14 protein-coding genes are annotated in these 14,336 nt (G+C 70.2%); 11 read left to right on the top strand and 3 right to left on the bottom strand.

Annotation, left to right across the window (positions count from 1 at the left end):
• Positions 1 to 22 precede the first annotated feature (22 nt).
• Both OG226_RS05640 and OG226_RS05635 read left to right on the top strand, forming a co-directional pair.
• A complete protein-coding gene (locus OG226_RS05640; protein ID WP_329348152.1) occupies positions 23 to 1,171 on the top strand; it encodes a CaiB/BaiF CoA transferase family protein in 1,149 nt (382 codons plus the stop codon).
• 37 nt (positions 1,172 to 1,208) lie between these two features.
• Entirely contained in the window at positions 1,209 to 2,354 is a 1,146-nt protein-coding gene (locus OG226_RS05635) for a thiolase family protein (protein WP_329348151.1), read from the top strand.
• A gap of 68 nt (positions 2,355 to 2,422) precedes the next feature.
• On the opposite strand, the gene OG226_RS05630 is transcribed toward OG226_RS05635, so the two are convergent.
• A complete protein-coding gene (locus OG226_RS05630; protein WP_329348150.1) occupies positions 2,423 to 3,664 on the bottom strand; it encodes a cytochrome P450 in 1,242 nt (413 codons plus the stop codon).
• Between the two features lie 137 nt (positions 3,665 to 3,801).
• Entirely contained in the window at positions 3,802 to 5,001 is a 1,200-nt protein-coding gene (locus OG226_RS05625) for an acyl-CoA dehydrogenase family protein (RefSeq protein WP_328675581.1), read from the bottom strand.
• A gap of 191 nt (positions 5,002 to 5,192) precedes the next feature.
• Here OG226_RS05625 and OG226_RS05620 point away from each other — a divergent pair, with 191 nt between their 5' ends.
• The 5 genes from OG226_RS05620 to OG226_RS05600 all read left to right on the top strand — a co-directional run bounded on the left by OG226_RS05620 (position 5,193) and on the right by OG226_RS05600 (position 10,885).
• A complete protein-coding gene (locus tag OG226_RS05620) occupies positions 5,193 to 6,665 on the top strand; it encodes a FadR/GntR family transcriptional regulator (RefSeq protein WP_328675580.1) in 1,473 nt (490 codons plus the stop codon).
• Between the two features lie 124 nt (positions 6,666 to 6,789).
• On the top strand, positions 6,790 to 7,938 hold the full coding sequence (locus OG226_RS05615; RefSeq protein ID WP_329348149.1) for an acyl-CoA dehydrogenase family protein: 1,149 nt from the start codon (positions 6,790 to 6,792) through the stop codon (positions 7,936 to 7,938).
• 27 nt (positions 7,939 to 7,965) lie between these two features.
• Complete coding sequence (locus tag OG226_RS05610) at positions 7,966 to 8,733, top strand: SDR family NAD(P)-dependent oxidoreductase (RefSeq protein ID WP_328675578.1); 768 nt, start codon at positions 7,966 to 7,968, stop codon at positions 8,731 to 8,733.
• The gene (locus OG226_RS05605; protein ID WP_329348148.1) at positions 8,730 to 9,911 is read left to right on the top strand and encodes an acyl-CoA dehydrogenase family protein; all 1,182 of its coding nucleotides are present in this window, start codon (positions 8,730 to 8,732) and stop codon (positions 9,909 to 9,911) included. The genes OG226_RS05610 and OG226_RS05605 overlap by 4 nt, the downstream gene beginning before the upstream one ends.
• A complete protein-coding gene (locus OG226_RS05600; RefSeq protein ID WP_329348147.1) occupies positions 9,908 to 10,885 on the top strand; it encodes an NADPH:quinone oxidoreductase family protein in 978 nt (325 codons plus the stop codon). The genes OG226_RS05605 and OG226_RS05600 overlap by 4 nt, the downstream gene beginning before the upstream one ends.
• Positions 10,886 to 10,894: 9 nt before the next feature.
• Here the strand turns inward: OG226_RS05600 and OG226_RS05595 are convergent, their stop codons facing one another.
• Positions 10,895 to 11,758, bottom strand: coding sequence for a mycofactocin-coupled SDR family oxidoreductase (locus OG226_RS05595; protein ID WP_328675575.1), 864 nt, complete (start codon positions 11,756 to 11,758; stop codon positions 10,895 to 10,897).
• 180 nt (positions 11,759 to 11,938) lie between these two features.
• Between OG226_RS05595 and OG226_RS05590 the strand changes: the two genes are divergently transcribed.
• Genes OG226_RS05590 through OG226_RS05575 form a run of 4 tightly spaced genes read left to right on the top strand, consistent with a single transcriptional unit; the run spans position 11,939 to position 14,324 of the window.
• Entirely contained in the window at positions 11,939 to 13,084 is a 1,146-nt protein-coding gene (locus OG226_RS05590; protein ID WP_328675574.1) for an amidohydrolase family protein, read from the top strand.
• Complete coding sequence (locus OG226_RS05585) at positions 13,081 to 13,290, top strand: hypothetical protein (protein WP_328675573.1); 210 nt, start codon at positions 13,081 to 13,083, stop codon at positions 13,288 to 13,290. Before OG226_RS05590 ends, OG226_RS05585 begins: the two co-directional genes overlap by 4 nt.
• 16 nt (positions 13,291 to 13,306) lie before the next feature.
• Complete coding sequence (locus tag OG226_RS05580) at positions 13,307 to 14,119, top strand: mycofactocin-coupled SDR family oxidoreductase (RefSeq protein WP_328675572.1); 813 nt, start codon at positions 13,307 to 13,309, stop codon at positions 14,117 to 14,119.
• Between the two features lie 13 nt (positions 14,120 to 14,132).
• Positions 14,133 to 14,324 carry a ferredoxin gene (locus OG226_RS05575; protein WP_200709256.1) on the top strand — a complete coding sequence of 64 codons (192 nt, stop codon included), beginning with the start codon at positions 14,133 to 14,135 and terminating at the stop codon, positions 14,322 to 14,324.
• The last annotated feature ends 12 nt before the right edge of the window (positions 14,325 to 14,336 follow it).

The raw sequence follows: 14,336 nt of genomic DNA, 5'->3' as shown, positions 1-14,336 counted from the left end.
TCAGCTTGCCAGGGAGGGTGTTGTGACCACAGGACCGCTGTCCGGCTGCCGAGTGGTCGAACTCGGTGGAATCGGACCGGGCCCGTTCGCGGGCATGCTGCTCGCCGATCTCGGCGCGGAGGTCGTCCGGGTGGACCGCCCCGAGCGGGCGGACGAACCCGACGCGGGCGGCCCCGCGGACGTACTCAACAGAGGGAAACGGTCGGTCGTACTCGACCTGAAACACCCGGCAGGACCCGCTGCCCTCCTCCAACTCGCCGCGTGCGCGGACGTGTTGATCGAGGGATTTCGCCCCGGCGTCACCGAACGCCTGGGCGTCGGACCGCACGAGTGCCTGGCCCGCAACCCCCGGCTGGTCTACGGCCGGATGACCGGCTGGGGCCAGACCGGACCCCTCGCCGCGGCCGCCGGACACGACCTCACCTACATCGCCCTCACCGGCGCACTCGGCGCGATCGGAGACACCGGCGGACCCCCGCAGATACCGCTCAACCTCGTCGGCGACTTCGGGGGCGGCGGCTGCTACCTCGTGATCGGCGTGCTGGCAGCCCTGCACGCCGCAGGGCGCACGGGAGTCGGCCAGGTCGTCGACGCGGCCATCGTCGACGGCACCACACATCTCCTCGCGAGCACCTTCGGCAAACTCGGGCGCGGGGTGTGGACCGACGAGCGAGGCATCAACCAACTCGACGGTGGCTGGCCGTTCTACGCCGTCTACGGGACCAAGGACGGCCGGCATGTGGCGGTCGGCGCCCTGGAGGCCAGGTTCTACCGGTGCCTGATCGACCTGCTGAAGCTCGACGTCCACCCCGACCTCCAGCACGACCGCTCGACCTGGCCGGAGCTGCGCCGCCGCCTGGCGGAACGCTTCGCGGAGCGCACCCGCGACGAATGGGCGGCCCTGTTCGAGGGCACCGACGCCTGCGTCGCCCCCGTCCTGGGCCTCACCGAGGCCGCAGCACACCCCCAAGTAGCCGCGCGCGGCAGCCTGTTCGCCCGGGACGGCGTCGTCCAGCCCGCAGCGGCACCCCGCTTCTCGGCGACACCGTCGAGCCCCGGCCCGGCCGCACCACCCGTAGGCGCCGACACCCGCGCTGTGTTCCGGGACTGGGAGATCGCCGGCGTCGACGAACTCGTCGACAGCGGCGCCGCCGTCCAGTTCCCCCACTGACGTCGTCCAGTTCCCCACCGATCGAGAGGACCCTTCCATGCCCGAGGCCGTCATCGTCGACGCCGTCCGCACACCCATCGGCAAGCGCAACGGCTCCTTGGCCGCCGTGCACGCTGCGGACCTGTCGGCGCACGTGCTCACCGCGCTGGTGGAACGCACCGGTGTGGACCCCGGCACCGTGGACGACGTGATGTGGGGGTGTGTCACCCAGATCGGCGACCAGTCGAGCAACATCGCCCGGTTCGCGGCGCTGGCCGCGGGCTGGCCCGAGCGTGTGCCCGGCGTGACGATCAACCGGGCCTGCGGCTCCGGCCAACAGGCCGTCGACTCCGCCGCCCACGCCGTCATGGCCGGACAGTACGACCTGGTGGTGGCCGGCGGCGTGGAGACCATGACGCGAGTGCCGCTGGGCTCTCACCGGACCACCGGCCAGCCGTACGGACCCGCCGTGCTGGCCCGCTACGACGGCTTTCGGTTCAGCCAGGGGGTCGGCGCGGAGATGATCTCCGAGCGGTGGGGACTCAGCCGCACCCGACTGGACGAGTTCGCGTCCGCCTCGCACGCCAAGGCCGCCGCGGCGATCGACTCGGGTGTCTTCGACGACCACATCGTGCCGATCGAGGTCGACGGCACGAAGTTCACCGTGGACGAGGGCCTGAGGCGCGGAACTTCGGTCGGGACGCTCGCCGGACTCAAACCGTCGTTCAAGGAGGACGGCGTGATCCACGCCGGGAACGCCTCCCAGATATCCGACGGCGCCGCCGCCCTGCTCATCACAACTCCCGAACGGGCAAGGGAGTTGGGCCTCAAGCCGATCGCCCGCTACCACTCCGGCGCGGTGAGCGGAGCCGACCCGGTCATGATGCTGACCGGCCCGATCCCCGCGACCGAGAAGGTGCTGCGCCGGTCCGGTCTGTCCATCGACGACATCGGAGCGTTCGAGGTCAACGAGGCTTTCGCGCCGGTCCCGTTGGCGTGGCTGGCCGAGACCGGCGCCGACCCCGAGCGGCTCAACCCGCTGGGCGGGGCGATCGCGGTCGGCCATCCGCTCGGCGGCTCCGGGGCCATCCTGATGACCCGGCTGCTCGCCCGGATGCGGCAACGGAACCTGCGCTACGGGCTCCAGACGATGTGCGAGGGCGGCGGCACCGCCAACGCCACGATCATCGAACTGCTCCCGTGACATCTGTCCGCCCCTGCCCAACCCACCCGCACCGGCGATCGAGGAGTTGGGCTTCCGCGGGCGGCGGATCACCAGGTGACGGGCAACTCGTAGATGCCGTAGGCCTGCGAGTCCTCCTTGAACTTCAGCTCCGAGACGTCCACGGCGAGTCGGAGCGTCGGGATCCGGCGGAACAACGTGCTGAAGACGACGTGGAGTTCGATGCGCGCGAGCTGCTGGCCCACACACTGGTGCGGGCCCCAGCCAAACGCGTGGTGGTGGGACGCGGTGCGGGTGAGGTCGAGCTTCCCGGGGTCGGGGAACGCCTGCGGGTCCCAGTTGGCGGCCGGCAGCGACGCGATGACGCCTTCGCCCGCGCGGATGGTCTCGCCGTCGATCTCGATGTCGTCCAGCACCGCCCGGCGTGCCAGCAGGTGCGGGATGGTGAGGTAGCGCAGCAACTCCTCGACCGTGCTCGTCACGTACTTCGGATCGTCCGAGTGCTCGCGCAGACCCGCGAGTTGGTCCGGGTTCTCCAGGAGCAGCGCGGTGCCCAGCGTGATCATGTTGGCGCTGGTGTCGTGGCCGGCGACCAGCAGGATGTGCCCCAGGGGCGCGGCTTCCTCCATGGACAGCTCGCCCGCCTTGACGCGCGCGGCGAGGTCGGAGAGCACGTCCTCTCCGGGATCGTCCATCTTGCCCTCGATGAGCTCGGAGATGTAGCCGACCAGTGTGGCCGTGCTCTCCGCCGCCCTCTCCGGGGTCTTGAACCGCGCGTTGGTCACTCCCGCGTGCTCCTGGAAAAACTCGTGGTCGTCGTACGGCACCCCGAGGAGCGCGCAGATCATCAGTGACGGCAGAGGCAGGGACAGAACCTGGTTCAGGTCGACCGGCTGGGGACCGGCCAGCATCCTGTCGATCAGGTCGTCGGTGATCCGCTGGATCTCCGGGCGGATCTTCTCCATCCGGTGACGGGTGAACGAACTCGTCAACATCCGGCGCCACCGGGCGTGTTCGGCACCGTCGGTGTTGTTGATGGACAGCCGTACGTCGGCCGCGTGTGCCTTCATCGCCTCGGTCGTGTGCGGGTATCCGGACGCGGCGATGTTGGCGCTCAGCCGCGGGTCCGTCAGCAGCTCGCGCTGGGCGGCGTGGGTCGTGACGACCCAGGGGGTGGTGCCGTCCCAGGTCTTGGCCCGGACGAGGGCCTTCCCCGTGTCGTGCAGCTTGAGCAGCCCCGGCGGCGGCGCGAACGGGCACTCGCCCGACCGCGGCGACGGGTACTCCGGCAGCTCTTCGGCGACGTCGGTTCCGGCCACGTTCTCGGTCATCGTTCTGGTGTCCTCTCGTCGGCCCATACCTCGCTGAACGATACGTCGACCGACCGGTACAATCAATCTCTCGGTGGCCTGTCCCGCTGTTCTTGGTATTGATATCGACCGGGCGGTCTATTTGAGAACGTTGCAGTTCAGCGGGGCTCTCGCGGCATGCCCAGCCCTCGCTCGGCCACCTGCGTGCGCAGAACCTCGTTCGCCCCGCCGGCGATCGTGTACGCCCGCGAGTACAGATGCGCGTCCTGCCACCAGCCCTCCGCCACGGCGTCCTCGTCGCCCTCGACGAGCAGGCCGTCCGTGCCCTGCAGGTTCAGGCCGAAGTCGACCAGGTCGTGGTTGAGCTCGCTGAAGAAGATCTTGCCGAGGAGGGCGTCGGCGGGCTGTTCCGTACCGTGCAGCATCCGTGATTGGGCGAGGCCGATCAGAGCGGCGTTCACCTGGACCCGCGTGGCCAGTTCGCCGATCGTCCGCCGGGTCGCGGAGTCGTCGAGTGCGGGCCCGCCGGCCACCGACACGCGGGAGGCGAGACGCAGCAAGTCGTCGAGCACGGCGACCAGTTCGACCCCTCGCGCGGCCACGCCCGAGCGTTCGTGGCCGAGGCTGCTCATGGCCACCCGCCAGCCGTCGTCCACCCGGCCGATCACGTTCGCGGCCGGGACGCGGACGCCGTCCAGGAACACCTCGTTGAAGTCGGTCGTCCCGGTGATCTCGCGCAACGGCCGGATGTCGACGCCCGGACTGCGCAGGTCGAGGGCGAACGCCGTGATGCCCTTGTGCTTCGGCGCCTCGCGGTCGGTGCGCGCGAGCAGATAGCCCAGGTCGGCGTGCTGGCCGTTGGTCGTCCACACCTTCTGGCCGTCCACGACGAACACCGCGTCGTCGCCCTTGCCCTCAAGGACCGCGCGCGTCCGGAGCGCCGCCAGGTCGCTGCCCGCCTCGGGTTCGCTGAACAGCTGGCACCACACGTCCTCGCAGGAGCGGATGCGGGGCAGGAAGCGCGCCCGTTGGTCGGCGGTGCCGAACTCCAGCAGCGCGGCCGAGGCCAGCGAGGCGGCGCCGATCGGCTGCCAGGTCCGGGCCCGGGCGATCTCCTCGGCCACGACCGACGGCTCCAGGGGGTGCGCGTCGGGTCGGCCGCCGTACTCGGCCGGCCAGTCGATCCCGAGGAAGCCCGCCTCGTACAGCTTGGCGGTCCACTCCCGGATCGCCGGCATCAACTCCGGCTCCGGTGCGCGCACCCCCGCACGGGTCTTGGTGCCCGGAGCGTGCTCCGCGACGAAGGCACGCACCTTCCTCCGGAACGCTTCGAGCTCGGGCGTGGATTCCAGGCGCATCGCTGTCGGCTCCCTGTTCTCATGCCGTGACGCGAAATGAGGTTACTCTAACCATGCTGTTCACTCGGTTGCTAGGGTTAGACGGCCGAAAAAGTGGCCTCATCTTGATTCCAGGTACCCGAACCGCGCGTCTCCGGCCCAGGTGGCGAATAGACTGGGGGTCCGCAATATCCGCCCCAGAGGAGTTGGCCATGGCGACTGCCGTCGACCGCGAGCCCGCCGACGGCGAGACCGGTGTCCCGGTCGGCAAGCTGGCCGCGCAGACCGCCCGCCGTATCGAGGCGACCGTGATCCGTCAGGGCTGGGCGGTGGGCGAGTCGTTGGGGTCCGAGGTGGACCTGCGGGAGCGGCTCGGGGTGAGCCGGGCGGTGCTGCGCGAGGCGGTACGGCTCGTCGAGCACCACCAGGTGGCCCGGATGCGGCGCGGCCCGAACGGTGGCCTGATCGTCTGCGCGCCCGACGCCGGCCCGGCCACCCGCGCCATGGTGATCTACCTCGAATACGTCGGCACCAGCGTCACGGACCTGCTCCAGGCCCGTCTCCTGCTGGAGCCGATCGCCGCCGGACTCGCCGCCGACCGGATCACCGAGGAGGGCATCGACACCCTCCGCACCGCACTCGAAGCCGAACTCGCCCACTGGGACGACCCCGGCGTCCACGCGCAGGACCCCCTCCACCCCGTGCTCGGCCAGTTGTCCGGCAACCCGGTGCTGCACCTGTTCGTCGACGTGCTCACCCGGCTCACCGCGCGCTACGCGCATACCTCCCGCCGTATCTCCAAGGCCGAGATGCACGCGGCGAAGGACACCTCGCACCGCGCCCACAAAGCCGTCGTCGACGCGGTGATCGCCGACGACGGAGCCCGCGCCCAGACGGAGTTGACCGCGCATCTGGAGTCGGTGGCGGGCTGGATCGAGAAGCACCGGGTGCGGCGCGGGCAGCGGATCGCGGGCAACGTGGTCGAGCCCGAGCTGGTCGAGGGCCCGCGTGCCAAGCTCGCCGAAGTGGTCGCGGCCCGGATCCACGACGACATCGCCGCGCGCGGCTGGCAGACCGGCATGGTGCTCGGCTCGGAGGCCGACCTGCTCGCCCGCTACTCGATCAGCCGGGCCGTACTGCGGGAAGCCGTACGGCTCTTGGAGTACCACTCGGTCGCCAGGATGCGCCGAGGTCCAGGCGGCGGGCTGATCGTCACCGAGCCCGAGCCGCAGGCCAGCATCGACACCATGGCGCTGTTCCTGGAGTACCAGGGCGTCACGGCCGACGACCTGCGGACCGTTCGCAACGCCATCGAGCTCGGCATCGTCGCCCGGGTCACCGCCCGGGTCGCGGAGGGCGACGAAGAGGTGACCGAACGGCTCGGCAGGGCCGTTCGCTGGAGCACGGAGGGCCCCGCCGACGACCCGCGCAAGGCCGACCTCTTCCACACCGAACTGGCCGCGCTCTCCGGAAACCCGGTGCTCGCGCTGTTCCTGTCGATCATCACCGAGTTGTTCCGCCGCCATGCCTCCGGTCATGACCGGCCGCTGCCCGGCGACACGGCGGCGGACGAAGTGCAGCACGTCCACCAGCGGATTCTCGACGCCATCGTCGAGGGCGACACCGGGGTGGCCCGGCACCGGATGCGTCGCCACCTGGACGCGCTCATTCCCTGGTGGCACTGATTCCCCGACACTCGACCGGGAACGCCCCATGGTGCCTTCGGGCTCATGGGGCGTTCTGCTGTACCGAGCTGTGTCGGGCGAGGCTAATTAGGTATACTGAATAGGTCGAGCCGAAGGAGATCCGATGCGCCGGACCCTGTTCGAAGAGACCCATGAGGACTTCCGTCTGCTGGTCCGTGACTTCCTGGTCCGCGAGGTGGTTCCGTCGTACGAGGACTGGCGGCGCGCCGGACTCGTCCCCCGCGACCTGTTCACCGCGCTGGGCAAACTCGGCATCATCGGCACGGCCATCCCGGAGGAGTACGGCGGGGGTGGCCAGGCCGACTACCGCTACAACGCGGTGATCCAGGAGGAGTGTGCCCGCGTCTGCGTCACGCTCGGCGGTCTGCGTACCCATCTGGACGTCGTCGTCCCGTACTTCACGGGCCTCGCCAATGCGGAGCAACGGGCGCGTTGGCTCCCGGGGTTGGCCTCCGGCGAGCTGTACACCGCGATCGCGATGAGCGAGCCCGCCACCGGCTCCGACCTCGCCGGGATCACCACCCGCGCGATCCGTGACGGCGACCACTTCGTGCTCAACGGGGCGAAGACCTTCATCACCGGCGGCCACCACGCCGACCTGGTGATCGTCGTCGCCCGCACCACCGTGGACCCGGGCAACCGGCGCGCCGGACTCTCCCTCCTCGTCGTGGAGAGGGGCATGCCCGGCTTCACGGTCGGGCGCAGGCTGGAGAAGATCGGCCTGGCCGTCCAGGACACCGTGGAACTCGCCTTCGACGACGTCCGCGTGCCCGCCGCCAACCTCCTCGGCGAGGAGGGCGCCGCCTTCACCCTCCTCGGCCGCAACCTCGCCCAGGAACGCCTGGCCATCGCGGTCGGGGCGGTCGCCCAGGCCCGTACCGCGATCGACCTGACCGTCGCCTACGTCCGCGACCGGACCGTGTTCGGGAAACCACTGGCCCAGTTTCAGAACACGAAGTTCGAACTCGCCGCCCTGGACGCCGAGTCGACCGCCGCGCAGGCCCTGCTCGACGCGGCGGTCACCGCGCTCGTCGCGGGCGAACTGGACCCCGCGGACGCGGCACGGACCAAGCTGTTCTGCACCGAGACACAGGGGCGGGTCGTCGACCGCTGCCTCCAACTGCACGGCGGTTACGGCTACATCCTCGAATCCCCGATCGCCCGCCTGTACGCGGACGCCCGCGTGACCCGCATCTACGGCGGCACCAGCGAGGTCATGAAGCTCATCATCAGCAAGTCCCTGGGCCTTTGAGGCCATGCAGACCATGAGGAGTTGGGTGTGAACATCGACGGTTCAGCGGCACTCGTGACCGGCGGCGCCTCCGGGCTGGGCCTGGCCACCGCGCGGCGCGTCATCGAACGCGGGGGACGGGTCGTCCTCGCCGACATCTCCGAGGAACAGGGCGTCAAGGCGGTCGCGGACCTCGGCGAGGCCGCACGCTTCGTCCGCACCGACGTCACGGACGAGACCGAGGTCACCGCCGCTCTCGATGCCGCACGGCAACTCGGGACCCTGCGTGCCGTCGTGCACTGCGCCGGGCGCGGCGGCGACCGTACCCGGATCATCGACCGCGACCGCAGGCCCGGTGAACTCGACACCTTCGCCGAGGTCGTCCGCGTCAACCTGATCGGCACCTACAACGTGCTGCGCCTGGCCGCCGCCCGTCTGGCCGGCAACGAGGTCGTCGACGGCGATCGCGGGGCCGTAGTCCTCACCGCGTCGGTCGCCGCCTTCGACGGCCAGATCGGGCAGACCTCCTACACCGCAGCCAAGGCCGGAGTCCACGGCATCACCCTCGTTGCCGCCCGCGACCTGGCCAGTTGGCAGATCCGGGTGAACACCATCGCCCCCGGCATCATGGACACCCCGATGCTCGGCCGCCTGCGCGCGGACATCCGCGACGGCCTCGCGGCCACCGTGCCGCACCCCAAACGACTCGGCGACCCGGACGACTTCGCCCGCCTCGCCGTGGAGATGCTGGAGAACCCCTACCTCAACGGCCAGACCGTCCGCCTCGACGGTGCCATCCGCATGGCTCCGCGATGACAGCGGACGAGACCGAGGAGCGGTTCCGCGCCCGCCTGCGGGCCTTCCTCACGGAACAGCACCCCGGCCGCCGTCCCAAGGACCCCGTCGAGCGGGTGGCCTGGCAGAAGAAATGGCTCGCCACGCTGTACGACGCCGGTTACGCGGGCCCGAGTTGGCCGCACGCGTACGGCGGCATGGACCTGTCCTTCGCAGGCCAGGTGATCTACCAGGAGGAGTACGCGCGCGCCCGCGTCCCCGGACCCCTCGGCACCGGACTGGGCATCGCCGCCCCCACCCTCATCAAGTACGGCACGCCCGAACAGAAGGAGCGGCACCTGCGCCCCATGCTGCGCGGCGACATGGTGTGGGCCCAGGGCTACTCCGAGCCGGAGGCGGGTTCGGACCTCCCCGCGCTGCGCACGACGGCACGACGCGAAGGTGCGGAGTACGTCGTCAACGGGCAGAAGGTGTGGAACAGTTCGGCCGACATCGCCGACATCGTCTTCACTCTCGTCCGCACCGGACCGCCCGACTCCCGCCAGGACGGGATCAGTTACCTGCTGATCGACGCCCACGCTCCCGGGGTGACCGTACGACCGCTGCGCGACCTGACCGGGGACGCGCACTTCTGCGAGATCTTCTTCGACGACGCCCGCGTACCGGTCGCCGACCGCATCGGCGAGGAGAACGGCGGCTGGCCGCTGGTGCGGACGAGCCTGGGGCATGAGCGCGCGGCCGGGGCGATGAACCAAGCGGCCCTGTACCGGCGGGTGTTGGACGAGCTGATCGAACTCGCCCGTGAGCGCGGGGCGACGGCCGACCCGATCGTCCGCGACCGGCTCGCGGACTTCGAGATCCGGGTGCGTGTCATGCGGCTCACCGGGATGCGCACCATCGCCGACATCATGGCCAAGGGCGAACCGGGGCCTGCCTCTTCGACGTCACGCCTGTTCATCGTGACCTTCGAGCAGGAGCTCCACGAGTTCGCGGTCGACCTGCTGGGGCCCTATGGAATCCTCGGCCGACACGACCCGCATGCCGTTCAACACGGGCGCTGGGTATGGGGGTTCCTGCGCACCCGCGCCTCGTCGATCGGCGCGGGCACCGCCGAGATCCAGCGCAACACGATTGCCGAACAGGTGCTGGGGCTGCCCCGGGACCCGGCGATGCCGACGACTGCGGGAAGGACGTCATGAGGGCCGCACGCTGCACGGAGTACGGGCCGCCCGGTGGCCTCTCGGTCGTCGAACTCGACGATCTCCGGCCCGGTCCTGGCGAGGTGCTGGTCCGGGTGCACGCGGCGGCGGTGAACTTCCCGGACGTGCTGATCGTGGCGGACCGCTACCAGGTGCCCGCGCCGCTGCCGTTCACTCCGGGCAGTGAATTCGCCGGTGTGGTCGCCGAGTTGGGGCCGGGTGTCTCCGGACCACTCGTAGGCTCATCCGTCGCCGGGGCAGTGCTCACCGGCGCGTTCGCCGAACAGGTCGTGGTGCCCGTCGCGAGCCTGCGGCAGATCCCCGAGGGCCTCGACATGGTGCACGCCGCCGCGTTCCACGTCACGTACGCCACCGCGTACCACGCCCTGGTCACGGTCGGGCAGGCCGCCGCGGGGGAGTGGGTGGCGGTGCTCGGCGCCGCCGGCGGGGTCGGCTCGGCCACGGTCGACATCGCCGCGCGACTCGGTATGAGGGTGGTTGCCGCCGCGTCGAGCCAGGAGCGGCTGACGGTCGCCCGCAAGCTCGGAGCCGAGGCCGGCGTCGACTACGTCCACGAGGATCTCAAGCTCCGCACAAGGGAGTTGACCGGCGGCGAAGGCTCCCACCTTGTGATCGACCCGGTGGGCGGCGACCACGCGGAGGCGGCCCTGCGCGGGCTGCGGCGGGGCGGCCGGTTCGTCACGGTCGGGTACGCCGACGGGAGGATCCCGCGCATCCCGCTGAACCTGGTGCTGCTCAAGGACCTGGTCGTCCGGGGGTTCGAGATCCGGATGGTGCGTCAGTACGCCCCGGACGCGGTGGCCGCCGCCGACCGCGCCCTCACCGGGATGGTCCGGGAGGGGATGCGCCCGCTCGTCTCCCGGGTCCACCCGCTCGCCGAGGTCGCGAGCGCCCTGACCGATGTCGCCGAGCGCAGGACCACCGGCAAAGTGGTCCTGGACCTCACCTCCTAGCGAACACCGTCAGAACGTGGGGAGTTGGGGGCGCTTGCGGACGTAGCCGCCGGCGTCCACCCGCATCTGCATACCGGTGACATAGCGGGACTCGTCGGAGACGAGGAAGAGCACCGTGTCGGAGACGTCCTCGGGCTCGACGTAGGGGATGTCCATACCCGTCGTCGCGGGGAACGAGACGAGGGCGTCCTCGCGGGTCGGGTTGTCGAGGTCGGGCCGGAACGAGCGGTACATGATGTCGCTGTTGAGCATGTCCGTGTTGACGTTGGTGGGGTGCAGCGCGTTGACCCGGATCCGCCGGGACAGCAGCACCGTCGCCAAGTCGTGCACGAACGCGGCCACTTGGCGCTTCGCGAAGGAGTAGCCCAGGCCGCCGGGGCCGTTGGACGGACTGTCGACGGTCGCCGGGGTCAGGGCCGCGATGGACCCGGTCGCCACGATCGAGGCGCCGTCCGGCAGATGCGGCAGGGCGGCCTCGACGGCGTGCACGACACCGTTGAAGTCGACGGTGACAGCGTCGATGAAGGCCTGGACGCCCTGCCGCGGACCCAGCGGGGCGATACCGGCCTGCGCCACCACGGCGTCCAGCCGCCCCAGTTCCGCCACCCCGTCGGCCACGGCCGCCTTCAGCGCCGCCGGATCCCGCACGTCGGCCTTGCGCGCCACGATGCGCCGGCCGAGTTTCTCGACCTGCCGCACGGTCTCGTCGAGGTCGTCCCGGGTGCCCAGCGGATACGCGTTGGTGGCGATGTCCTCGCACAGGTCGACGGCGATGATGTCGGCGCCCTCCGCGGCCAGCCGGAGCGCGTGGGAGCGGCCCTGTCCGCGCGCGGCGCCGGTGATGAACACGACCTTGTCCTGTACTCGGCCCATCGTGGGGCTCCTTCCGCCGGAGATAAAAGAGTAGCCTGAATGTTGTCCGATGAGGCCATTCGTGATCCATGATCGGCGTCGGTTCCGCTGATCGTTCATCGGTTTCCGTTGAGTGGGACTCGAACAGTGCACACAATTTGGCCGGTGCTAGAGAGTCCATGAGATCGAGGGAGCACATCGATGCCATTGCAGCCATGGATGAAGTTGCTGTCGACCGACGACCACCTGATCGAGCCGCCGCGTTTGTGGACGGACCGCCTGCCGGCGAAGTACCGCGAGGCCGGGCCGCGGATCGTGGAACAGGCGCGCGGCGAGGGCCAGGCCCCGGCCGAGGTGTGGAACTACGAGGGCCGCATCTACCCCTACATCGGCCTGAACGCCGTCGCGGGCAAGACACCTGAGGAGTTCGGCCTCGAACCGACCCGCTACGACGAGATGATCCCGGGTTGCTACGACCCCAAGGCCCGCCTGCGCGACATGGACCTGGACGGTGTGTGGGGCGCGTTGTGCTTCCCGTCGTTCCCGCGTTTCGCCGGCACGATCTTCCTGGACGGCGAGGACCGCCGACTCGCCCTGCTCTGCGTCCAGGCGTGGAACGACTTCGTGCTCGACGAGTGGTGCGCCACCGCCCCCGGCCGGCTGATCCCGCTGGTCATTCTGCCGCTGTGGGACGTCGACGCCTGCGCGGCCGAGATCCGGCGTACGGCGGTCAAGGGCGCCAAGGCGATCTCCTTCCCGGAGAACCCGGTCCCGCTGGGCCTGCCGTCGTTCCACACCGACCACTGGGACCCGGTGTTCACGGCGGCCGAGGAGACCGACATGCCGCTGTGCCTGCACTTCGGCACCTCGGGAGCCGCACCGAAGACAGCCCCGGAGGCGCCGTTCGCGGTGACCATCGCGCTGTTCGGCTGCAACTCCATGTACGCCACGGCGGACCTGCTGTTCTCCCCGGTCCTCCACAACCACCCCCGGCTGAAGATCGGCCTGTCCGAGGGCGGGATCGGCTGGATGCCCTACCTGCTGGAGCGCAGCGACGGCACCTGGGAGCGGCACCGCTTCTACCAGAACGTCAACCAGAGCGTGCGCCCCTCGGAACTGTTCCACAAGCACTTCCACGGCTGCTTCATCGACGATCGGTTCGGTGTGGAGGTACGCCACCACGTCGGCGTGGACAAGATCACCTGGGAGTGTGACTACCCGCACTCGGACTCGTACTGGCCCAAGAGCCGTGCCTACGCGGCCGAGATGCTCGCCGACGTACCGGACGACGAGGTGCACAAGATCGTGGAGCTGAACGCCCGCCGCCTCTACAACATCCCCGCGTGAGCAGGCGCCCGGAGTCCGAGCGCTCCGACTGGACCGACCTCGACCTGCTCACCCGCGACGAGGCGTACGGCCGCCTCCAGGAGGAGATCGGCCTCACCGTCCGTCGGCTCGCCGAACTCGGCCCGGACGACGAGGCCGAGCGTGAACTCCTCGACACCCGGGCGCGTGCCCTGCGCGAGGCTGCCGAGGACCTGAATGTCCGTTGAACGGGAGGGAGTTGGCATGGGGCGGGTGGAGGGCAAGGTCGCGCTTGTCACGGGCGCGGCCCGCGGTCAAGGTCGTTCGCACGCCGTGCGGTTGGCGGAGGAGGGCGCGGACGTCGTCGTCACCGACGTGTGCCACGACATCAGCGATGAGCTGCCGTATCCGCTGGCGTCGAAGGAACAGCTCGAAGAGACCGCCGAGTTGGTGCGGGCGACCGGCCGCCGGTGCGTCGCCGTCCAGGCCGACGTCCGCTCCGTGGCCGAGGTGCGGGCCGCCGTCGACGCGGCGCGGGAGGAGTTCGGGCGGCTCGACACGGTCGTGGCGAACGCGGGTGTGATGAGCATCGGCGCCGCCTGGGAACTGTCCGAGGAAGCCTGGGACGTCGTCATGGACGTCAACCTCAAGGGCCCCTGGAACACGGTGCGGGCCGCGATCCCCTGGATGATCGAGGCCGGACAGGGCGGCTCCGTCATCATCACCAGTTCGGCCGCCGGCATTCGCGGCCATGTGCCGTACGCCCACTACGTGGCCAGCAAACACGGCGTGGTCGGTCTGATGAAGGCGCTGTCGAACGAACTCGCCCAGCACCGCATCCGGGTGAACACCGTGCACCCCACAGGAGTCAGCGACACCGGCATCACCGTCGGCGTCCCGATCGAGGAACTCGCCGCGCGGGAACCGCTGTTCGCGCTGGCCGCGATGAACCCCCTCGCTCCGTACGTCGAGCCGCGGGACGTGTCGAACGCCGTGCTGTTCCTCGCGTCGGACGAGGCGCGCTATGTCACCGGCCTCCAGTTCACCGTCGACGCCGGGTCGACGAACAAGCCGTAGAACGGGGTTGTGGATGAAGATCACGATTGACTCCTCGCTGTGCTCCGGGCACGCGAGGTGCGCGGCGGCGGCGCCGGAGGTCTTCCGGCTCGACGACGACGGCTATGCGCTGCCCTACGACGGTGAGGTACCTCCCGAGCTGGAACAGGCGGCCAGGGACGGGGAATTGGCCTGCCCGGAGCGGGCCGTCACCGTCGAGCGCTGACACGGAGCAGCC

The sequence above is a fragment of the Streptomyces sp. NBC_01261 genome, assembly GCF_036226385.1.
In the GTDB taxonomy this organism is placed as follows: Bacteria; Actinomycetota; Actinomycetes; order Streptomycetales; family Streptomycetaceae; genus Streptomyces.
This window is presented reverse-complemented; position numbering and strand designations above follow the sequence as displayed.

Excerpts from the sequence above, each read along its gene's own strand:
- OG226_RS05635 (WP_329348151.1), top strand. The coding sequence starts at position 1,209 with ATGCCCGAGGCCGTCATCGTCGACGCCGTCCGCACACCCATCGGCAAG.
- OG226_RS05630 (WP_329348150.1), bottom strand. The coding sequence starts at position 3,664 with ATGACCGAGAACGTGGCCGGAACCGACGTCGCCGAAGAGCTGCCGGAG.
- OG226_RS05625 (WP_328675581.1), bottom strand. The coding sequence starts at position 5,001 with ATGCGCCTGGAATCCACGCCCGAGCTCGAAGCGTTCCGGAGGAAGGTG.
- OG226_RS05620 (WP_328675580.1), top strand. The coding sequence starts at position 5,193 with ATGGCGACTGCCGTCGACCGCGAGCCCGCCGACGGCGAGACCGGTGTC.
- OG226_RS05615 (WP_329348149.1), top strand. The coding sequence starts at position 6,790 with ATGCGCCGGACCCTGTTCGAAGAGACCCATGAGGACTTCCGTCTGCTG.
- OG226_RS05605 (WP_329348148.1), top strand. The coding sequence starts at position 8,730 with ATGACAGCGGACGAGACCGAGGAGCGGTTCCGCGCCCGCCTGCGGGCC.
- OG226_RS05600 (WP_329348147.1), top strand. The coding sequence starts at position 9,908 with ATGAGGGCCGCACGCTGCACGGAGTACGGGCCGCCCGGTGGCCTCTCG.
- OG226_RS05595 (WP_328675575.1), bottom strand. The coding sequence starts at position 11,758 with ATGGGCCGAGTACAGGACAAGGTCGTGTTCATCACCGGCGCCGCGCGC.
- OG226_RS05590 (WP_328675574.1), top strand. The coding sequence starts at position 11,939 with ATGCCATTGCAGCCATGGATGAAGTTGCTGTCGACCGACGACCACCTG.
- OG226_RS05580 (WP_328675572.1), top strand. The coding sequence starts at position 13,307 with ATGGGGCGGGTGGAGGGCAAGGTCGCGCTTGTCACGGGCGCGGCCCGC.
- OG226_RS05575 (WP_200709256.1), top strand. The coding sequence starts at position 14,133 with ATGAAGATCACGATTGACTCCTCGCTGTGCTCCGGGCACGCGAGGTGC.